19 protein-coding genes and 1 pseudogene are annotated in these 20,082 nt (G+C 74.4%); 11 read left to right on the plus strand and 9 right to left on the minus strand.

Going from position 1 to position 20,082, the window contains the following annotated elements; all coding sequences use genetic code 11:
* Positions 1 to 145 precede the first annotated feature (145 nt).
* The 5 genes from WCS02_RS07160 to WCS02_RS07180 all read right to left on the minus strand — a co-directional run bounded on the left by WCS02_RS07160 (position 146) and on the right by WCS02_RS07180 (position 5,033).
* The gene (locus WCS02_RS07160; protein ID WP_340291443.1) at positions 146 to 952 is read right to left on the minus strand and encodes a succinate dehydrogenase iron-sulfur subunit; all 807 of its coding nucleotides are present in this window, start codon (positions 950 to 952) and stop codon (positions 146 to 148) included.
* A complete protein-coding gene (sdhA, locus tag WCS02_RS07165) occupies positions 952 to 2,670 on the minus strand; it encodes a succinate dehydrogenase flavoprotein subunit (protein WP_376983967.1) in 1,719 nt (572 codons plus the stop codon). The genes WCS02_RS07160 and sdhA overlap by 1 nt, the downstream gene beginning before the upstream one ends.
* A gap of 178 nt (positions 2,671 to 2,848) precedes the next feature.
* A complete protein-coding gene (locus WCS02_RS07170; protein WP_340291477.1) occupies positions 2,849 to 3,301 on the minus strand; it encodes a succinate dehydrogenase hydrophobic membrane anchor subunit in 453 nt (150 codons plus the stop codon).
* Positions 3,302 to 3,311: 10 nt separating this feature from the next.
* Positions 3,312 to 3,644: a succinate dehydrogenase, cytochrome b556 subunit gene (sdhC, locus tag WCS02_RS07175; protein ID WP_376983968.1), complete on the minus strand. Its 333-nt coding sequence runs from the start codon at positions 3,642 to 3,644 to the stop codon at positions 3,312 to 3,314.
* Positions 3,645 to 3,851: 207 nt separating this feature from the next.
* On the minus strand, positions 3,852 to 5,033 hold the full coding sequence (locus tag WCS02_RS07180) for a glycosyltransferase family 4 protein (protein ID WP_340291449.1): 1,182 nt from the start codon (positions 5,031 to 5,033) through the stop codon (positions 3,852 to 3,854).
* A 38-nt stretch (positions 5,034 to 5,071) separates the two neighbouring features.
* Here WCS02_RS07180 and WCS02_RS07185 point away from each other — a divergent pair, with 38 nt between their 5' ends.
* The 10 genes from WCS02_RS07185 (at position 5,072) to WCS02_RS07230 (ending at position 17,311) form a co-directional block, all read left to right on the plus strand.
* Positions 5,072 to 6,244 carry a mannose-1-phosphate guanylyltransferase gene (locus WCS02_RS07185; RefSeq protein WP_340291451.1) on the plus strand — a complete coding sequence of 391 codons (1,173 nt, stop codon included), beginning with the start codon at positions 5,072 to 5,074 and terminating at the stop codon, positions 6,242 to 6,244.
* 22 nt (positions 6,245 to 6,266) lie between these two features.
* Entirely contained in the window at positions 6,267 to 7,880 is a 1,614-nt protein-coding gene (locus WCS02_RS07190; RefSeq protein ID WP_340291453.1) for an acyl-CoA mutase large subunit family protein, read from the plus strand.
* A 146-nt stretch (positions 7,881 to 8,026) separates the two neighbouring features.
* Complete coding sequence (locus WCS02_RS07195) at positions 8,027 to 9,133, plus strand: BMP family lipoprotein (protein WP_340291455.1); 1,107 nt, start codon at positions 8,027 to 8,029, stop codon at positions 9,131 to 9,133.
* A 129-nt stretch (positions 9,134 to 9,262) separates the two neighbouring features.
* A complete protein-coding gene (locus WCS02_RS07200) occupies positions 9,263 to 10,861 on the plus strand; it encodes an ABC transporter ATP-binding protein (protein ID WP_340291457.1) in 1,599 nt (532 codons plus the stop codon).
* A complete protein-coding gene (locus WCS02_RS07205) occupies positions 10,858 to 12,081 on the plus strand; it encodes an ABC transporter permease (protein WP_340291459.1) in 1,224 nt (407 codons plus the stop codon). The genes WCS02_RS07200 and WCS02_RS07205 overlap by 4 nt, the downstream gene beginning before the upstream one ends.
* A complete protein-coding gene (locus WCS02_RS07210; protein ID WP_340291461.1) occupies positions 12,078 to 13,379 on the plus strand; it encodes an ABC transporter permease in 1,302 nt (433 codons plus the stop codon). Before WCS02_RS07205 ends, WCS02_RS07210 begins: the two co-directional genes overlap by 4 nt.
* Entirely contained in the window at positions 13,376 to 13,786 is a 411-nt protein-coding gene (locus WCS02_RS07215) for a cytidine deaminase (protein WP_340291463.1), read from the plus strand. Before WCS02_RS07210 ends, WCS02_RS07215 begins: the two co-directional genes overlap by 4 nt.
* A 61-nt stretch (positions 13,787 to 13,847) precedes the next feature.
* Positions 13,848 to 15,173, plus strand: a complete 1,326-nt coding sequence (locus tag WCS02_RS07220) for a thymidine phosphorylase (RefSeq protein WP_452039070.1) — start codon at positions 13,848 to 13,850, stop codon at positions 15,171 to 15,173.
* Positions 15,174 to 15,177: 4 nt separating this feature from the next.
* Complete coding sequence (locus WCS02_RS07225; RefSeq protein ID WP_340291465.1) at positions 15,178 to 16,272, plus strand: adenosine deaminase; 1,095 nt, start codon at positions 15,178 to 15,180, stop codon at positions 16,270 to 16,272.
* Positions 16,273 to 16,318: 46 nt separating this feature from the next.
* Positions 16,319 to 17,311: a pyridoxal-phosphate dependent enzyme gene (locus WCS02_RS07230; protein WP_340291467.1), complete on the plus strand. Its 993-nt coding sequence runs from the start codon at positions 16,319 to 16,321 to the stop codon at positions 17,309 to 17,311.
* Between the two features lie 4 nt (positions 17,312 to 17,315).
* Here WCS02_RS07230 and WCS02_RS07235 read toward each other — a convergent pair whose 3' ends face one another.
* The 4 genes from WCS02_RS07235 to WCS02_RS07250 are packed head-to-tail and all read right to left on the minus strand — an operon-like array spanning position 17,316 to position 19,481.
* Entirely contained in the window at positions 17,316 to 17,669 is a 354-nt protein-coding gene (locus tag WCS02_RS07235; protein WP_340291469.1) for a DUF2200 domain-containing protein, read from the minus strand.
* A gap of 22 nt (positions 17,670 to 17,691) precedes the next feature.
* Positions 17,692 to 17,895 (minus strand): zinc-ribbon domain-containing protein, encoded by a 204-nt coding sequence (locus WCS02_RS07240; RefSeq protein WP_340291471.1) that lies wholly within the window; start codon positions 17,893 to 17,895, stop codon positions 17,692 to 17,694.
* Between the two features lie 60 nt (positions 17,896 to 17,955).
* Entirely contained in the window at positions 17,956 to 18,579 is a 624-nt protein-coding gene (locus WCS02_RS07245; RefSeq protein WP_340291473.1) for a uridine kinase family protein, read from the minus strand.
* Positions 18,576 to 19,481, minus strand: a complete 906-nt coding sequence (locus WCS02_RS07250; RefSeq protein ID WP_340291475.1) for an aldehyde dehydrogenase family protein — start codon at positions 19,479 to 19,481, stop codon at positions 18,576 to 18,578. Before WCS02_RS07250 ends, WCS02_RS07245 begins: the two co-directional genes overlap by 4 nt.
* Before the next feature lie 152 nt (positions 19,482 to 19,633).
* Between WCS02_RS07250 and WCS02_RS07255 the strand changes: the two are divergent.
* A pseudogene (locus WCS02_RS07255) lies at positions 19,634 to 20,082 on the plus strand (hypothetical protein); the annotation flags it as partial.

Below are 20,082 nucleotides of genomic sequence, written 5' to 3' on the forward strand. Positions count from 1 at the left end.
GTGGTCCAGGCGGCCGGCGGTGCGGCGAGGGCGGCGACCGACGGCCTGCGTCGCGCCGGCCGCGACCGCTAGCCCGACCGGCGCACGCGAGAAGGCCCCGCCCCCCGGGTGGGGGAGCGGGGCCCTGACGCGGGTGGGGCCGGGGTCAGACGGAGCGCGCGATGAGCGCCCGCTTGACCTCCTGGATCGCCTTGGTGACCTCGATGCCGCGGGGGCAGGCCTCGGTGCAGTTGAAGGTGGTCCGGCAGCGCCAGACGCCCTCCTTGGAGTTGAGGATCTCCAGGCGCAGGTCCGAGCCGGCGTCGCGGCTGTCGAAGATGAACCGGTGCGCGCCGACGATGGCCTGGGGGCCGAAGTACTGCCCGTCGGTCCAGAACACCGGGCAGCTGGAGGTGCACGCCGCGCACATGATGCACTTGGTGGTGTCGTCGAACCGCGCCCGCTCCTCCTGGGTCTGGACCCGCTCCCGCGTCGGCTCGGCGCCGGTCGTGATGAGGAACGGCATCACCTCGCGGTAGGCCGCGAAGAACGGCTCCATGTCGACGATGAGGTCCTTCTCGACCGGCAGGCCCTTGATGGGCTCGACGGTGATCGGACGGTCGGGGTTGAGGTCCTTGAGCAGCGTCTTGCACGCCAGCCGGTTGCGGCCGTTGATCCGCATCGCGTCGGAGCCGCAGATGCCGTGGGCGCAGGAGCGGCGGAACGACAGCGAGCCGTCGGTGTCCCACTTGATGCGGTGCAGCGCGTCGAGGAGACGGTCGGTGCCGTGGGCGGTGACCGTGTAGCTCTCCCAGTGCGGCTCGCTGTCCTTCTCCGGGTCGTACCGGCGGATCTTGAGCGTGACGTCGAAGCTGCGGATCTCGCCACCGACGCGCTCGGTGTCCTCGCGCTCCGCGGCCTCGCTGCGGACGACGCCGTAGGTCTCCTTCGAGGTCGTCTCGGTGGTCGTCATCAGTACTTGCGCTCCATCGGCTCGTATCGGGTCTGCACGACCGGCTTGTAGCCCAGGCGCACCGTCGTGCTGCCGTCGGGCTCCACGTCGCGGTAGGCCATCGTGTGCTGCAGGAAGTTCACGTCGTCACGCGTGGGGTAGTCCTCGCGGAAGTGCCCGCCGCGCGACTCGTTGCGCGCCTTGGCGCTGGCGACCATGACCTCGGCGAGCTCGAGCAGGAAGCCGAGCTCGACGGCCTCGAGCAGGTCGAGGTTGAACCGGCGGCCCTTGTCCATGACGCCGACGCGGGCGTAACGCTCCTTGAGCCGGGCGATGTCGACCTCGGCCTGCTTGAGCGTGGTCTCGGTCCGGTAGACCTGGGCGTTCATGTCCATGGTCTCCTGGAGCTCGGCGCGGACGGCCGCGACGTTCTCCGTGGGCCGGCCGTCGGAGCCGCGGCCGCGGAGCTCCTCGAGCAGCTGGACGACGGTCGCCTCGGGCGCCGACGGCAGGGGCAGCAGCGTCGTGGTCGCCGCGTGCTCGGCGGCGGCGATGCCCGCGCGCTTGCCGAACACGTTGATGTCCAGCAGCGAGTTGGTGCCCAGGCGGTTGGCGCCGTGCACCGACACGCACGCCACCTCGCCGGCGGCGTAGAGCCCGCCGACGGTGGTGTCGTTGTCGATGAGCACCTCGGTCTCGACGTTGGTCGGGACCCCGCCCATGGCGTAGTGCGCGGTCGGGTAGACCGGGACGGGCTCGGTGTACGGCTCCACGCCCAGGTACGTGCGGGCGAACTCCGTGATGTCCGGGAGCTTGGCGTCGATGTGCGCCGGCTCCAGGTGCGTGAGGTCGAGCAGCACGTAGTCCTTGTTCGGGCCCGCACCGCGGCCCTCGCGGACCTCGGTCGACATCGCCCGGGCCACCATGTCGCGGGGGGCCAGGTCCTTGATCGTCGGGGCGTACCGCTCCATGAAGCGCTCGCCCTCGGAGTTGCGGAGGATCCCGCCCTCGCCGCGCGCGGCCTCGCTCAGCAGGATGCCGAGCCCGGCCAGGCCGGTCGGGTGGAACTGGTAGAACTCCATGTCCTCCAGCGGGAGGCCCCGGCGCCACGCGATGCCCATGCCGTCACCGGTGAGGGTGTGCGCGTTGGACGTGGTCTTGAAGACCTTGCCGAAGCCGCCCGTGGCCAGCACGACGGACTTGGCGTGGACGATGTGCACGGTGCCGGTGGCCAGCTCGTAGGCGACGACGCCGTTGGCGTGGCGCCGGCCGTCCGGGCCGTCGGTCATGAGCAGGTCCAGCACGTAGAACTCGTTGAAGAACTCGACCTCGTGCTTGACGCACTGCTGGTAGAGCGTCTGCAGGATCATGTGGCCGGTCCGGTCGGCGGCGAAGCAGCTGCGTCGCACGGCGGCCTCGCCGTGGTTGCGGGTGTGCCCGCCGAAGCGGCGCTGGTCGATCCGGCCCTCGGGGGTGCGGTTGAACGGCAGCCCCATCTTCTCCAGGTCGAGGACGGCGTCGATGGCCTCCTTGCACATCACCTCGGCCGCGTCCTGGTCGACGAGGTAGTCGCCGCCCTTGACGGTGTCGAAGGTGTGCCACTCCCAGTTGTCCTCCTCGACGTTGGCCAGGGCGGCGCACATGCCGCCCTGCGCCGCGCCGGTGTGGGAGCGGGTGGGGTAGAGCTTGGTGAGCACGGCGGTGCGGGCGCGCTTGCCCGACTCCAGCGCCGCGCGCATGCCGGCGCCGCCGGCCCCGACGATGACGACGTCGAAGCGGTGGTGCTCGACCTTGCCGGTGCCGGTCGCGCTGCCGGTCGCGGTGGTCTCCGCCGTCGACGGGTCCGCCGCGCCGCGGGCGATCTCGGGGGTCTCGGGGCTGTCCGTGGTCATCTGCTCTCCTCCGTCGGTGCCGTGCTCAGCCCGTGCAGACCGACAGCGTGGACGCCGGGTCGATGCAGGGGTCGAACGTGGTGATGGTCAGGGTGCCCACGACGAGCGTGACGGCGACCGCGGCGTAGAGCAGGCCCGTGAGCCACAGCCGGGTGCGGTCCCGCTCGGAGTAGTCGTTGATGATCGTCCGCATCCCGTTGCCGCCGTGCAGGAGCGCGAGCCACAGCATCGCGAAGTCCCACACCTGCCAGAACGGGCTGGCCCACTTGCCCGCGACGAAGGCGAAGTCGATCTGCTTGATGCCCTCGCCCATGACGAGGTTGACGAACAGGTGCCCGAAGACGAGCACGAGCAGGACGACGCCCGACAGCCGCATGAACAGCCAGCCGTACAGCTGGCCGTTGCCGGCGCCGCGCTGGCGGCGGGTCCGGGGGGCGACGAGGGCGGGGGCGTCCGCCGTGCTCGGCGAGGTGGTCATGGTCATCCGGTCACTCCCCGAAGACGAAGCCGAGGTGGCGGAGCGTGAACGGGACCATGAGGATGACCCACAGGCCGACCACGCCGTAGAACATCTGGCGGTGGAACCGCGTGCCGTGCTCCCAGAAGTCGATGAGCACGACCCGGAGCCCGTTGAGCGAGTGGAACAGGAACGCGCCGACGAGGCCGACCTCGGCCAGCCCGACGATGGGGTTCTTGTAGCTCTCGATGACGATGTCGTACGCCTCGGGGGACACCCGGACCAGGCCGGTGTCGAGGACGTGCACGAGCAGGAAGAAGAACAGCACGACGCCGGTGATGCGGTGCAGCACCCACGACCACATGCCTTCCCGGCCCCGGTAGAGGGTGCCGGACGGTGCCCTGACGGCGGTGGACGCCACTTCGCGGTCCTTTCTCGCGCTCGCTGGGTCGGTCACCGGGCGGCCGCCCGCGGCTCGCGGGCGACGGGGTGCCCCGACCGCTCAAGCATACGTCCGGCCTGGTGACCGGGCGTGTCGGGAGAGGGTCGCGTGGGTCACACGCCGTGCAGGTCAGCGCGGCAGCAGGTCCGTCCCGGCCATGCCGGACAGGTCGAGCACCGTGCGGCGGGCCGTCGTCGGGTGCATGAGGCGGGCCTGCTCGTAGTGCTCGAGCAGCTGTGCGCAGACGGCGTCCCAGGAGCGGCCGAGGACGGCGCGGCGCCCGGCCTCGCCCATCCGCTCCCGCAGTCCCGGGTCGGCGACGAGCCCGGCGACCTGGTCGCGCAGCGCGGTGTCGTCCTCGCCGGGGTAGCGGAAGCCGGTCACCCCGTGGTCGACGATGTCGCGCGGGCCGCCGACGTCCGGGGCGACGACGGGGACCCGGGAGGCCATCGCCTCCTGCAGGGTCTGCCCGAAGGTCTCCTCGGTGCCGGTGTGGACGAACACGTCCAGCGCGGCGTACGCGTCGGCCAGCGCCTCCCCGCCCAGGTGGCCGAGGAACGTCGTCGGCACGCCGGCCTCGGCCAGGGCCTTCTCCAGCCCGGTGCGGCTCGGGCCGTCGCCGACGACGACCAGGCGCAGGCCGTCGACGCCGGCCAGCGCGGTGAGCCGCTCGACCCGCTTCTCGGGGAACAGCCGGCCGACGTAGCCGACGACGACCTCGCCGTCGGCAGCGAGCCGAGCCCGCAGCAGCTGGGCGCCCTCGCCCTCGCGGCGGCCCGGGGCGAACAGCTCGGTGTCGACGCCGCGCCCCCACAGCCGGACCCGGGGGACCCGGTTGGCCCGCAGGTCGTCGGCGGCCGCGCGCGAGGGCGCCAGCGTGAGGTCGGCCATCTCGTGCACCCGCCGCAGCCAGCGCCACACGCCCCTGCTGGCCATCCTGAAGCCGTGCCGGTAGGCGAAGCCGGCCATGTCGGTCTGGTAGACCGCGACGCTGGGCAGGTCCAGGCGCTCGCACGCGGTGAGGCCGTAGGCGCCGAGGATGAACGGTGCGGCGACGTGGACCACGTCCGGCTCGAACTCCTCCAGCGCCTGCACCAGGTGGGCGGTGGGCAGGCCGACGGGGAACTGCCGGTAGCTGAAGGCTGTCACCTCGCGCACGGGGGCGCCGGCGTAGGACTCCGGGGCGGGGCCGGGGCAGATGACGAGCGCCTCGTGGCCGTGCCGCTGCAGGTGCTCCAGGACGCGGCAGACGCTGTTGGTCACCCCGTTGACGGTGGGCAGGAACGACTCCGCCACCACAGCGACCCGCATGCGCGCCACTGTAGCGACAGCCCCGATACGGTCCCGGGATGAGCGAGACGACTCCTGCCCCGGCTCCTGCCCCGGCCACCCAGCAGCTGACGGGCTTCCACGCGGTGGTCCCCGCGGGGGGCGCCGGCACCCGGCTCTGGCCGCTGTCCCGCGCGGCCCGGCCGAAGTTCCTCCACGACCTCACCGGCGGCGGCCGCACCCTGGTGCAGGCGACGTGGGACCGGCTGGTCCCGCTCACGGGAGAGGCCGGCATGGTCGTCGTCACCGGCGGCTCGCACGCCGTCGCCGTCGCCCGCCAGCTGCCGGGGCTGCGGGAGGAGGGGCTGCTCGTCGAGCCCGCGCCGCGCAACTCCGCCGCCGCGATCGGCCTGGCGGCCGCCGTCGTCGCCGCCTCCGACCCCGACGCCGTCATCGGCTCCTTCGCCGCCGACCACGTCATCGCCGACGAGGAGGTCTTCCACGCCGCGGTCGCCGAGGCCGTGGCCGCCGCCCGCGAGGGCTGGCTGGTGACGATCGGCATCGACCCGACCGGGCCCTCGACCGGCTTCGGCTACGTCCACGTCGGCGAGCGGCTCGACGTCGAGGGCGCGCCGTCGCTGCACCGGGTGGCGGAGTTCGTCGAGAAGCCCGACGCGGAGACCGCCGCGCGCTACGTCGAGGCGGGCTGGCGCTGGAACGCCGGCATGTTCGTCGTGCGGGCCGCGACGCTGCTGGAGATGCTCGACGAGCTGGAGCCGGCGCTCGCGGCGGGGCTGCGCACCATCGGCGCCGCCTGGGGGACCCCGGAGCAGGACGAGGTCCTCGCGGCCACGTGGCCCGGGCTCGCCTCGGTGCCCATCGACACCGCCGTCGCGGAGCCGGCCGCGCTCGCCGGGCGCGTCGCGGTCGTCCCGGGCGCCTTCCGGTGGGACGACGTCGGGGACTGGACCTCCCTCGGCGACCTGCTCGCCCAGGACGGCGCGCGCACGGCCCCGGTCGGCGAGCAGGTCGACGGGCTGCTGGTGCTCGGCGACACGTCCCGGGTGCTCGGCCGCCACGCCAGCGGCGTCGTCGTGCCCGCCAGCGGGCGGACGGTCGTCGTGGCGGGCCTGCAGGACGTCGTCGTCGTCGACACCCTCGACGCCGTGCTGGTGACCACCCGCGGGCACGCCCAGGGCGTCAAGCACGTCGTGGACCTGCTCAAGGGCGAGGGCCGCAGCGACCTGGTCTAGGCCGGTCCCTACGATCGGCGCCATGCCGACGACGACGACGGGCGACACGGGCGAGCCGCCGCGGCCCACCACCGAGTCCGGGCTGCCGCTGGTCGCCGTGGCCACCGCCGCGGACGTCGCCGACGGGCTCGAGGACCGGCTCGGCAGCCCGGGGCGGTTCCCGTACACCCGGGGCGTCCACCCCGGCATGTACACGTCGCGGCCCTGGACCATGCGCCAGTACGCCGGCTTCGGCAGCGCGACGGAGTCCAACGCCCGCTACCACCAGCTCGTCGCGGCCGGCACGGGCGGGCTCAGCGTCGCCTTCGACCTGCCCACCCAGATGGGCATGGACTCCGACGACCCGCTCGCGGCCGGCGAGGTGGGCAAGGTCGGCGTGGCGGTGGACTCGCTGGAGGACATGCGGCTGCTGTTCGCCGGGCTGCCGCTGGACGAGGTGTCGACGTCGATGACGATCAACGCCCCCGCCTCGGTCCTGCTGCTGCTCTACCAGCTCGTCGCCGAGGAGCAGGGCGTGCCGGGGGTGCGGCTGCGGGGCACGGTGCAGAACGACGTGCTCAAGGAGTACATCGCCCGCGGGACGTACATCTTCCCGCCCGCGCCGTCGCTGCGGCTGGTCGCGGACACGTTCGCGTACTGCCGCGAGCAGCTGCCGGCCTGGAACACGATCTCCGTGTCCGGCTACCACATGGCCGAGGCGGGGGCGACGCCCGCGCAGGAGGTCGCCTTCACCCTCGCCGACGGGATCGCCTACCTCGAGGCCGCGCTGGCCGCCGGGCTGTCGGTCACCGACGTGGCGCCGCGGCTGTCGTTCTTCTTCGTCGCCCGCACGACGCTGCTGGAGGAGGTCGCCAAGTTCCGGGCCGCCCGCCGGGTGTGGGCCCGGATCGTCCGGGACCGGTTCGGCTGCGACGACCCGCGCTCGCAGATGCTCCGCTTCCACACCCAGACCGCGGGGGTGCAGCTCACCGCCCAGCAGCCCGAGGTCAACCTGGTCCGGGTGGCCCTGCAGGCGCTCGGCGCGGTGCTCGGCGGGACCCAGTCGCTGCACACCAACTCCTACGACGAGGCGATCGCCCTGCCGACGGAGAAGGCCGCCCGCCTCGCCCTGCGCACCCAGCAGGTGGTGGCCTTCGAGACCGACGTCACCAAGGTCGTCGACCCGTTCGCCGGCTCCTACGCCGTCGAGGCCATGACCGACGCGCTCGACGCGGAGGTGGAGCGGCTCCTCGCTGCCGTCGACGGCATGGGCGGGGCGGTGGCGGCCATCGAGGCCGGGTTCCAGAAGTCCGAGATCGAGCGCTCCGCGTACGCCGTCGCCCAGCAGATCGACGCGGGCGAGCGGGTCGTCGTCGGGGTCAACCGGTTCCGCACCGAGACCGAGGAGCCGTACGAGCCGCTGCGGCCGGACCCCGACCTGGAGCGCGCGCAGGTGCAGCGCCTGGCCGACCTGCGCGCCCGCCGCGACGGGGCGGCCGTCGGGGCGGCCCTGGCCGACCTGCGCCGGGCCGCGGAGGGGACCGACAACGTCCTCGTCCCGATGCGGGCGGCGCTGCGCGAGCTGGCCACGGTGGGTGAGGTCTGCAGCGTCCTGCGCGACGTCTGGGGGCGCTACGAGCCCTCCGAGCGGTTCTGACGTCACGACCTGGTCACGACCTGCGTCGGCCGTCGTCCGCCCCTCGGACGGGCAGGTATGTTCCCCCTCGACCGTGCGAGAGGGCCCGGATGCCGTGCTCGGCACGACCCCGACGGTCCCGTGGCAGACACCAGCAGGAGGAACTTGTGAAGCAGTGGGCGCGTGTGACCGCGGTCGTGGGCCTGTCGGCCCTCGTCCTCGCGGCGTGCGGTGAGGCACCCGACGAGGCCGGCGGCACGACCGACGAGAGCGCCGCCCCCGCGGCCTCCGGCGGCAGCGGCGGCGGCGAGGCCGCCGACTTCACCGGGTGCATGGTCACCGACGCCGGTGGCGTCGACGACCGGTCCTTCAACGAGGCGGCCGACCGCGGCCTCACCCAGGCCGAGTCCGAGCTGGGCATCACCAAGACGGTGCTGGAGTCCAGCGCCGCCACCGACTACACCCCCAACGTCGAGCAGCTCGTCGGCCAGGACTGCGACCTCATCGTCGGCGTCGGCTTCCTGCTCGCCGAGGCCGTCGGCACCGCCGCGACGGCCAACCCCGAGGAGACGTTCGCCCTCATCGACTCCACGCTGGAGGAGCCGGCGGACAACGTGAAGCCGCTGCTCTTCAACACCGCGGAGGCCGCGTTCCTCGGTGGCTACCTCGCCGCCGGCATGAGCGAGTCCGGCACCGTCGCCACCTTCGGCGGCATCCCGATCCCGCCGGTCACCATCTTCATGGACGGCTTCGTCGACGGCGTGGCCTACCACAACGAGCAGAACGGCACGGACGTCCAGGTCCTCGGCTGGGACAAGGAGACGCAGGAGGGCACCTTCACCGGCGACTTCGAGAACCAGGCCAACGGCCAGACCACCACGGAGAACTTCATCTCCCAGGGCGCGGACATCATCCTGCCCGTCGCCGGCCCGGTCGGCCTCGGTGCCGCCGCCGCCGCGGAGGCCTCCGGCACGGCCCGGCTCATCTGGGTCGACTCCGACGGCTACGAGTCCGCCGAGCAGTACGGCCCGCTGTTCATCTCCTCGGTGCTGAAGAACATCGACGCCGCGGTCTTCACGACCACGCAGGAGGCCATCGACGGCGGCTTCTCCAGCGAGCCCTACGTCGGCACGCTCGAGAACGGTGGCGTGGGGCTGGCCCCGTTCCACGACTTCGAGGACGAGGTGCCCCAGGAGCTCAAGGACCAGCTCACCGAGATCCAGGACGGCATCGTCGCCGGCGACATCACGGTGGAGTCGCCCGCGTCCCCGTGACGCGCGGCGCACGGCACGACCGGCACCGCTGAGCACGGCTGCGGGGGGCGCACCGACCGGTGCGCCCCCCGCAGTACGTTCTCCTGCACCACCACCACGACGCACAGCCCACGACACCAGGAGGTGGCGGTGAAGCTCGAGCTCCGGGGCATCACCAAGCGGTTCGGGTCCTTCACCGCCAACGACGGCATCGATCTGGTCGTCGAGCCGGGGACCATCCATGCCCTGCTCGGCGAGAACGGCGCCGGCAAGTCGACGCTGATGAACGTCCTCTTCGGCCTGCTGAAGGCGGACGAGGGGCAGGTGCTCGTCGACGGCGAGCCGGTGCAGTTCTCGGGCCCGCGCGACGCCATGGCCGCCGGCATCGGGATGGTCCACCAGCACTTCATGCTCGTGCCGGTCTTCACCGTGGCGGAGAACGTCGTCCTCGGCGACGAGCCGGTGCGCGGCGGCGGGGTGCTCGACCGGGCCTCCGCGGCGCGGCGGGTGCGCGAGACCGCCGCCCGGTTCGGCTTCCACCTGGACCCCGACGCCCTGGTCGGGGACCTGCCGGTCGGCGTGCAGCAGCGGGTGGAGATCGTCAAGGCGCTGGTCCGCGACGCGAAGGTGCTCATCCTCGACGAGCCCACCGCCGTGCTCACGCCGCAGGAGACGGACGAGCTCCTGACGATCATGCGCGAGCTCGCCGACGCGGGCACCGCCATCGTCTTCATCACGCACAAGCTGCGCGAGGTGAAGGAGGTGGCCGACACCATCACGATCATCCGCCGCGGCAAGGTCGTGGGGACCGCGGACCCGTCCGCCTCGGCGACCGAGCTCGCCTCGGCGATGGTGGGCCGCCAGGTCGACCTCACCGTCGACAAGCAGGATGCCGCCGCGGGCGAGGTCCGGTTCAGCGTCCGCGGTCTCACCCTGGTCCAGGACTCCGGCGTCACGGTGCTCGACGGCGTCGACCTCGACGTGCGCAGCGGCGAGATCGTCGCCCTGGCCGGGGTGCAGGGCAACGGCCAGACGGAGCTGACCGAGGCCGTCCTCGGCCTGGTCCGCCCGACCGCCGGCTCCATCACCCTGGACGGCAAGGAGCTGGGCGGGCGCTCGGTGCGCCAGGTGCTCGACGCCGGCGTCGGCTTCGTGCCCGAGGACCGCTCGACCGACGGCGTCATCGGGAGCTTCTCCGTCGCCGAGAACCTCGTCCTCGACCTGTTCCACGACGGCCCCTACGGCAGCGGCCTGGTGTACCGGCCCGGCCCGGTGGCCGAGAACGCGCGCCGCCGCATCGAGGAGTTCGACATCCGCGCGGGCGGCCCGGCCTCGACCGCCGGCTCGCTGTCAGGCGGCAACCAGCAGAAGGTCGTCCTCGCGCGCGAGATGTCCCGGCCGCTGCGGCTGCTCATCGCCAGCCAGCCCACCCGCGGCCTGGACGTCGGCTCCATCGAGTTCGTCCACACCCGGATCGTCCGCGAGCGCGACCAGGGCACCGCGGTGCTCATCGTGTCCACCGAGCTCGACGAGGTCGTCGCGCTGGCCGACCGGATCGCCGTCATGTACGCCGGCCGCGTCGTCGGCGTGGTGCCGGCCGACACCCCCCGCGAGGTGCTCGGCCTGATGATGGCCGGGATGAGCGCGGCCGAGGCCGAGCAGGCCCGGCACGGCGACGCCGCCTCCTCCCTCCCCGCCCCGGGCGACCTCGACCCCGCCCGGCCCCGCCTGACGAAGGGCGACGCATGAGCGCCACCGTGGCCACGACGCCACCCCAGCCCGTCCCGTCCGCCGCGCCCCCGCCCGCCACGTCGTTCTGGCAGTCCACGGCGCTGCCGTCGCTGCTGTCCGTCGTCATGGCGATGGTCGTCGGCGCGGTCCTCATCGCCGTCAGCGACGAGGACGTCCGGGCGTCGAGCTCGTACTTCTTCGCCCGCCCCGGCGACATGCTCTCCGCGATCGGCTCCAGCGTCGTCGGTGCCTACGGCGCGCTGTTCCGCGGCTCGGTCGTGGACCTGTCCGGCGGGAGCGTCGCGGAGGTGTTCGGGCCGCTGGCCAACACCCTGCTGTTCGCCACGCCGCTGGTCGCCGCCGGCCTGGCGGTCGCCGTGCCGTTCCGCGCCGGCCTGTTCAACATCGGCGCCGAGGGCCAGATCACCGTGGCCGCCGTGTTCGCCGCCTGGGTCGGCTTCGCGCTCGACCTCCCGCCGGTCGTCCACCTCGTGGCCGCCGTCCTGGCCGGCCTGCTCGGTGGGGCGCTGTGGGGGGCGATCCCCGGGGTGCTCAAGGCGACCACCGGGGCCCATGAGGTCATCACCACGATCATGCTCAACTACGTCGCCCGGTTCGGGATCCTCTTCGCGCTCGGCACGACGGCGTTCCAGCGCGAGGGCCGGGCCGACCCGATCAGCCCGCCGGTGGCCGACACCGCGGTGCTGCCGCGGCTGCTGGACTTCAGCCGGCTGCACGTCGGGTTCCTGCTCGCCCTCGCGGCGGCGGGGGTCGCGTGGTGGCTCATCGGCCGCAGCACGACCGGCTTCCGGCTGCGCGCGGTCGGGGCCAACCCCGAGGCCGCCCGCACGGCCGGGATGTCCGTGCCGCGCACCTACGTCACGGCCATGGTGCTCGCGGGCACGTTCGCCGGCCTGGCCGGCGTCTCGCAGGTGCTGGGCAGCGAGCGGGTGCTCACCACGGGCATCAGCGCGGGCCTCGGCTTCGACGCGATCACCGTCGCGCTGCTGGCGCGCACCAACCCGGTCGGCGTCGTCGCGGCCGGGGTGCTGTTCGGTGCGCTCAAGTCCGGCGGCCTCACCATGCAGGCCACCACCGGCACGTCGCTCGACATCGTCGTCGTGCTCCAGTCGCTCATCGTCCTGTTCATCGCCGCCCCCGCCCTCATCTCCGCCGTGTTCCGGCTGCGGAGCACCGGCGCCGGGGTCGGCCAGCTGTCGAAGGGGTGGAACGGATGAGCGCGACCCTCGCGCAGGCCCCGGCACCGCAGGCGCCCTCGGGCGCGCACCTGGTGGCGCCCCGTCGCTCGTGGCGCCAGCCGGTCGTGCTGTGGGTCATGGGCCTGCTCGCCCTCGCGGCGTTCGGCCTCGGCTCCCCGGGCGGGACCAGCTCGACGTTCGGGCTCTCCGCGGCCGGCCAGGCGGTCCAGCTGCCCGACCTGCCTCTGCCCACCCGCCCCACGGCGCTCGTGCTCGCCCTCGTCGGCCTCGCCGTCGCGGCCGTCGTCACGTGGCTGGTCAAGGAGCGCCGCCCGGTCTCGGTGTGGTGGAGCGTGCTGTTCGGCGTGGCCTTCGCCGTCGCGTTCCTGGTCTGGGCGGTGGCGGACAAGCAGATCTCGTTCGTCAGCCTGCTCCAGGGCTCGGTCTTCCTCGCCACCCCGCTGGTGTTCGGCGCCCTCGGCGGCGTGCTGTGCGAGCGCGCCGGCGTCGTCAACATCGCCATCGAGGGCCAGCTGCTGGCCGGCGCGTTCCTGTCCGCGGTGGTCGCCAGCCTCGTGGGCGGCGGCGCCGGGGTCTACGTCGGCCTGCTCGCCGCGCCGCTGGCCGGGCTGTTCTTCGGCTGGCTGCTCGCGGTGTTCGCCATCCGCTACGTCGTGGACCAGGTCGTCCTCGGCGTGGTCATCAACGTCCTCGTCGTGGGCCTGACGAGCTTCCTCTACGGCCAGGTCCTCGTGCAGGACGGCGACCGGTGGAACCAGCCGGGCCGCCTGCCGCGCGTCCCTGTGCCGGGGCTGTCGGAGATCCCCGTCCTCGGCCCGGTGCTGTTCAACCAGTCGATCGTCGTCTACCTCATGTACGCGGCGGTCGTCGTGCTCCACGTCGCGCTGTTCCGCACCCGCTGGGGCCTGCGCGTCCGGGCGGTGGGCGAGCACCCCAAGGCCGCCGACACCGCGGGCATCGACGTCAACAAGGTGCGCTTCCGCAACGTCCTCATGGGCGGGGCGATGGCCGGGCTGGGCGGGGCGTTCTTCACCGTCGGCTCCGTCGGCGCGTTCGGCGAGGAGATGACGGCCGGGCAGGGGTTCATCGCCCTGGCCGCGCTCATCTTCGGCCGCTGGTCGCCGCTGGGCGCGCTCGTCGCGGCGCTGCTCTTCGGCGTCGCGGGCAACCTGGCCTCGGTGCTGTCCATCATCGGCAGCCCGCTGCCGGGGCCGCTGCTGCTCATGGCGCCCTACCTGGCGACGCTGTTCGCCGTGGCCGGGCTCGTGGGCAAGGTGCGCGCCCCCGCCGCCGACGGCGTCCCCTACAAGCCGTGAGCGGCCCCGAGGTCGACTGGGACTCCCTGCGCGCGCAGGCGGTCGAGGTCATGCGGCGGGCCCACGCCCCGTACAGCGGCTTCCGGGTGGGGGCGGCCGGGCTGGTCGACGACGGCCGGGTCGTCGTCGGCTGCAACGTCGAGAACGGCGCCTACGGCGTCACCCTGTGCGCGGAGTGCGGCATGGTCTCGCAGCTGCACGCCAGCGGCGGCGGTCGGCTGGTCGCGGTCTGCGTCGTCGACGGCGACGGCGCCCCGTGCCCGCCGTGCGGCCGCTGCCGGCAGCTGCTGTGGGAGGCCGGGGGACCGGGCTGCCTCGTCGAGGCGTTCCCCGGGCAGGGCCCGCAGCCGATGACGTGGGTGCTCCCCGGGGCGTTCGACCTCGACCCGGGCGAGACCCCCGCCTGAGGACAGGCGCCCCGTCTCCGCCCTGGGCAGCAGCGAGGCCTCCGGCGCCCGGGTTGGTGGCATGCTGCCCGCCGTGGTGGACCAGAGCAGGACCGAGGGGTTCGACGCCGTCGACGTCATCCGCACCAAGCGGGACGGCGGCACGCTGAGCGGGCCGCAGATCGACTGGGTCGTCGACGCCTACACGCGCGGCGTCGTCGCCGACGAGCAGATGTCGGCGCTGGCCATGGCCATCCTGCTGCGCGGCATGGACCGGGACGAGATCGCCCGCTGGACCCGGGCGATGATCGCCTCGGGGGAGCGGATGGACTTCACCGACCTGCCCCGCCCGTCCGTCGACAAGCACTCCACCGGCGGGGTCGGGGACAAGATCACCCTCCCGCTGGCGCCGCTCGTCGCAGCCTGCGGGGCGGCCGTGCCGCAGCTGTCCGGGCGCGGCCTCGGCCACACCGGCGGCACGCTCGACAAGCTCGAGAGCATCCCCGGCTGGCAGGCGGCCCTGGACAACGACCGGATGCGGCAGATCCTCACCGACGTCGGCGCCGTCATCTGCGCGGCAGGGACGGGCCTTGCCCCCGCCGACCGCAAGCTCTATGCCCTGCGGGACGTCACCGGCACCGTCGAGGCGATCCCGCTCATCGCCAGCTCCATCATGAGCAAGAAGATCGCCGAGGGGACCGGCGGGCTCGTGCTCGACGTCAAGGTGGGCTCCGGCGCCTTCATGAAGACCGTCGAGGACGCCCGCACCCTGGCCGGCACCATGGTCGGCCTCGGCGCGGACGCCGGCGTCCCCACCGTGGCCCTGCTCACCGACATGTCGACCCCGCTCGGCCTCACCGTCGGCAACGCCCTGGAGGTGCGCGAGTCCGTCGAGGTGCTCGCCGGCGGCGGCCCCGCCGACGTCGTCGACCTCACCCTGGCGCTGGCCCGGGAGATGCTCGCCCTGGCCGGCATCACCACCGACCCCGCGGACGCCCTGGCCGACGGCCGGGCGATGGACGCCTGGAAGGCCATGGTCCGCGCGCAGGACGGCGACCCCGACGCGGCGCTGCCCACCGCCCGCGAGACGCACACCGTGCTCGCCCCGGCCGACGGCGTCCTGCTGGCCCTCGACGCCTACGCGGTCGGGGTGGCCTCGTGGCGCCTGGGCGCCGGGCGGGCCCGCAAGGAGGACCCGGTCCAGGCCGGCGCCGGCATCGAGCTGCATGCCAAGCCCGGGGCCACGGTGCAGGGCGGGCAGCCGCTCATGACGCTGCACACCGACACCCCCGAGCGGTTCGCGCGGGCCCTGGAGGCCCTCGAGGACGCCGTCACCGTGGGCCCCGAGGGGTCGCGGCCGGCCACCGGCGACGTCGTGCTGGAGCGTGTCGACCGCCCGCTAGCGTGAGGCCGTGACCGTCAGCGCCCAGACCCCCGCCCCCGTCGACCTGCACGCCGCGCCCAAGGTGCTGCTGCACGACCACCTGGACGGCGGGCTCCGCCCCTCGACCCTGCTGGAGCTGGCCGACGAGATCGGCCACGAGCTGCCCAGCACGGACGCCGACGGGCTCGCGCGCTGGTTCGTGGAGTCGGCGGCGTCGGGGTCGCTGGTCCGGTACCTGGAGACGTTCGACCACACCGTCGCCGTCCTGCAGCGCGAGGAGGCGCTCGAGCGGGTCGCCGCCGAGGCCGTGCTCGACCTCGCCGCCGACGGCGTCGTCTACGCCGAGATCCGCTACGCGCCCGAGCTGTGCACCGGGGGCGGGCTGTCGATGGAGGCCGTCGTCGAGGCCGTCCAGGCCGGCTTCGCCCGCGGTGTCCGCGAGGCGGCGGAGGCGGGCCACCGGATCGGCGTCGGCACCCTGGTCGACGCCATGCGCCAGGCCGACAACCACATGGCCGCCGCCCGGCTCGCCGTGCGCTACCGCGACGCCGGCGTCGTCGGCTTCGACATCGCCGGGCCCGAGGACGGCTTCCCCGCCACCCGCCAGGCCGAGGCCTTCGACCTGCTGCGCGCCGAGCACGTGCCGTTCACCGTGCACGCGGGCGAGGCCGCCGGGATCGACTCGGTCGAGGGGGCGCTGGCCGTCGGCGCCCTCCGGCTCGGCCACGGTGTCCGCGTGGCCGACGACGTCGTCGCCGCCGACGCCCCGGGCGGCGCGCCGCAGCTGGGCCGGGTCGCCACCTGGGTGCGAGACCGCCGCATCGCCCTGGAGGCCTCGCCCACGTCGAACATCCACACCGGTGTGGCCCCGTCCTACGCCGGCCACCCGTCCACGCTGCTCAAGGACCTCGGCTTCGCCGTCACGGTCAACACCGACAACCGCCTGGTGTCGGGGACGTCGATGACGCGGGAGATGACGGCGCTGCGCGAGGAGGGCGGCTGGAGCGACGCGGACCTGGCGCTGGCGAGCGTCGCGGCCGCCGAGGCGGCGTTCCTGCCGCTGCCGGTGCGCGAGGAGCTCGTGCTGCGCGTCCGCGACGGCTGGGCCGCGCTGAGCGCCTGAGCGACGGCGGGACCGGGGCAGGACGCACGGGCCGGGAGACAGCGGCATGACGGTGACCGGCAGCGCGTGGCCGTCGTACCCGCTGGGCACCTGGCCGACGCCGCTGGAGCCGGCGCCGCGGCTCGCCGGGCACCTGGGCCTGGGGACCGACGACCTGTGGGTCAAGCGGGACGACCTGTCGGGCCTCGGGGGAGGCGGCAACAAGGTCCGCAAGCTCCAGCACACGCTGCACCAGGCGCTCCAGGACGGCGCCGCTGCCGTGGTCACCACCGGAGCGCCGCAGAGCAACCACGCCCGGCTCACCGCGGCCGCCGCCGCCCGGGCCGGCCTGGCCGCGGTCCTCGTGCTGGTCGGGGACCCGCCGGAGGTCCCCGCCGGCAACCTCGTCCTCGACGCCCTGCTCGGTGCCCGGGTGGTGTGGGCGGGCGACGTGGACGGCGCGGGCCTGGCCGCCCGCGCCGAGGAGGAGGCCGACCGGATGCGCCGTGACGGCGTGGCCACCGCCGTCGTGCCGTTCGGCGGCACGAGCGTCGTCGGCGCGCGCGGGTACGTCGAGGCGGCGGCCGAGCTGCTGCGGCAGGCGCCGGACCTGCGGACCGTGGTCGTGGCGGTGGGCTCGGGCGGCACGATGGCGGGCCTGGTCCACGGCCTGGGCGCCGACGCGGTGCTCGGCGTGGACACCGGGGCGGTCACCGACCCGGTGCACCGGGTGCAGGAGCTGGTGCGCGGGCTGGCGGCGGAGGCCGGCGGGCCCGGCGGCGCGGGCGGCCCCGTCCCGGAGCACGTGCGGGTGCGTACCGACCAGGTCGGTGACGGCTACGGGACCCTGACCGACGCGGTGCGCGACGCCATGGCGCTCGTCGCCCGCACCGAGGGGATCGTCCTCGACCCGGTCTACAGCGGCCGTGCCGCGGCCGGGCTGGTGGCGGCCGTAGCGGACGGCACGGTCCGACGGGGCGAGCGCACCGTCCTGCTGCACACCGGCGGCCTGCCGGGGCTGTTCGGGCACCCGGCGACGGCGGGTGCCTGGGCCGGCTGAGCCGTCAGGCGGGCTGCGGCGTCCGCAGGACCTTCGCCATCGGCCGGCCCTTCGCCAGCTCGTCGACGAGCTTGTCGAGGAACCGGATCTTCTGCATGAGCGGGTCCTCGACCTGCTGCACGTCGACGCCGCACACCTTCCCGGTGATGAGCGCGACGCCCGGGTTGATCCGCGCCTGCGCGAAGAAGTCCTCGAACGACGTCCCGGCGTCGAGATGCCGGTGGAGCGCCGCGGCGTCGAAGCCCGTGAGCCACGCGACGACCTGCTCCAGCTCGTCCGTCGTCCGGCCCTTGCGCTCCACCTTGGCGACGTAGTGCACCCAGACCGACGCCACGCTGGTCGTGAAGATCCTGCTCATCTGCCGCAGGGTAGCCACGCGCTCAGACGGCGACGGACTCCCCGCACACGCCGCAGGTCTCGAGCTCCTGGCGGCCCCAGCGGGCGACGGGGACGAAGAAGACGGTGAGCTGGGTCGACTGCCGCAGCCGCCGCCACACCGTCGTGTTGCTGCAGCGCGGGCAGGTCCGGGTCTGCCCGGGGCCGAGGTCCTGCTGCCTGCTGCCGACGCCGAAGAAGAAGAACACCCTCGCAGCGTAGGAGCCGGACGGTCGGGGGCCGAATGCGCGCGGGCGGGCGCGGGACGCTCAGGCCAGGGTGCGGGCCAGGTGGGCCGCGACCAGCTCCTCGACCTCGGCCTTGGTCACCGGCCGGGTCCCCAGCGACGCCCACCGGCGCAGCAGCGCCGGTTCCCGGCGGGCCAGGGCGAGCCCGCGGCGCAGCAGGGTGAGCGGCGGCTTGCGGTGCCCGGCGAGGTCGCGCGCGAGCCGCCGGACGAAGGTGACCGGCGGGCGCGAGCGCAGGTGCACCGCGTCCAGCAGCAGCCCCGACGAGCGCAGCCGCCCCACCAGCTCGGGGGCGAACAGGCCCTCGGCGACGACGAGCCCGCCCGGGCCGAGCTCGACGGGGTGCGACCCGGTCCGGCTCGACGTCGGGATGTCGTACACCGGCACCTCGCTGCGGCCGGTGGTGCACAGCGCCTGCAGCGACAGGTGCGCGGCCGCGGCGTCCCAGCTGCCCGGGTCGTCCCAGTCGACGATGCCGCCCCACGCGGGCAGCCCGGGGTCGGTGCCCTCGCGGTAGAAGTCGTCGAGCTGGACCACGGCGACCTCGGGGTGCCGGTCGCGGAGCCGGGACACCAGCGTCGACTTGCCGGAGCCGCTGGCCCCGGCGAGCAGCAGGACGAGGCAGCCGGGCGGGGGAGGGTTCATCGGCCCTTCGGGTGCCACACGGTCTTGGTCTCCATGACCCCCGTCATCCGGGCGAGCGCGGGCACCGCCGTCCAGTCCGGCTCGGCGCCGTCGGGCAGGTCGTCGGGGCGCCGGACCCGGGTGAGGGTGTCGGCGGCCGCCGCCTCCAGGTCGCCCCAGGTCGGGGCGGTGAGCGCCGCGGCGCCCGTGAGGTCGAGGGCGTCCACGTCGCGGTGCGCGGCCAGCCAGGGCCCGAGCTCGGCGGCCGAGCCGGTGAGCAGGTTGACGACCCCGCCGGGAAGGTCGGAGGTGGCGAGCACCTCGCCGAGCGCGACGGCCGGGAGCGGGCGCTCCAGGGAGGTGACGACCACGCACGTGCAGCCGGTGGCGACCACGGGGGCCACGACGCTCGTGAGCCCGAGCAGCGACGACCGCTGCGGGGCCAGGACGGCGACCACCCCGGTCGGCTCGGGCACGGACAGGTTGAAGAACGGGCCTGCGACGGGGTTGGCGGCCCCCACGACCTGGGCGAGCTTGTCGGTCCAGCCGGCGTACCAGACCCACCGGTCGACGGTGGCGGCGACCTGGGCGCGCGCCTCGGCGTCGCTGCACCCCTCGGCCTGCGCGACGAGCTCGGCGAACTGGGCGGTGCGGCCCTCGAGCATCTCGGCCACCCGGTACAGCACCTGGCCCCGGTTGTACGCCGTGGCCGACGACCAGCCCGGGAAGGCGCTGCGGGCCGCCACGACCGCGTCGCGCGCGTCCTTGCGGGAGGCGAGCGCGGCCTGCGCCAGGAGGGTGCCGTCGCTGCCGGTCACCGGGTAGGTGCGGCCGGACTCGCTGCGGGGGAACTTGCCGCCCACGTACAGCTTGTAGGTCTTGCGGACGACGGTCCGCTCGGCGACGACGGGGTCCTGGGCCACGTGCCCAGCGTAGGTGCAGCGGGGTGGCGTCCTGGCCGGACGAGGGACACGGCGTGCGCCGCCGGAGGAGGATCGGGCGGGTGACGACGGACGGCGCCCCGGGACGGCCCCCGACGCCGACCGCGCCGCGGGCGGGTGCGGACGGGTGGTCGGTGCGGACGCCCCCGAGGTCGTGGCGCACGCGGGCGGCGCGGCACTGGTGGCTGCCGGGCGTCGCCGCCGGGGCGGTCACGGCGGTGGTCTCGGCGCTGGTGGCCGCTGCCTGGCTGGTCTACGAGGCGGGCGGCTGCGGGGGAGGGGCCGCCAGCCTCGCCTGCCTCGGGGCGACGCTGACGGGGATCGCGACCGCGGCGGTCGTCGGCCCGCCCGCGCTGTGGCTGCTGTACCGCGTCCTGGGGGTGCGGCACCCGGTGCTCGCGGTCCCGGTCGCCGCGGTCGTGGCGCTCGTCCTGCTCGCCGTGCCCGAGCTGCTCCACCAGGTGGGCCTCGGCCTCGGCGTGCGGGGGCCGGGGCCGCTGCCCGTCCCCGTCGCGACCGGGCTGGACCTCGGCGTCGCGGCGGCCGCCGGAGGTCTGGCGCTGCAGGGCCCCCGCCGCGGGCT

The sequence above is a fragment of the Aquipuribacter hungaricus genome (assembly GCF_037860755.1).
Taxonomy (GTDB): Bacteria; Actinomycetota; Actinomycetes; order Actinomycetales; family JBBAYJ01; genus Aquipuribacter; species Aquipuribacter hungaricus.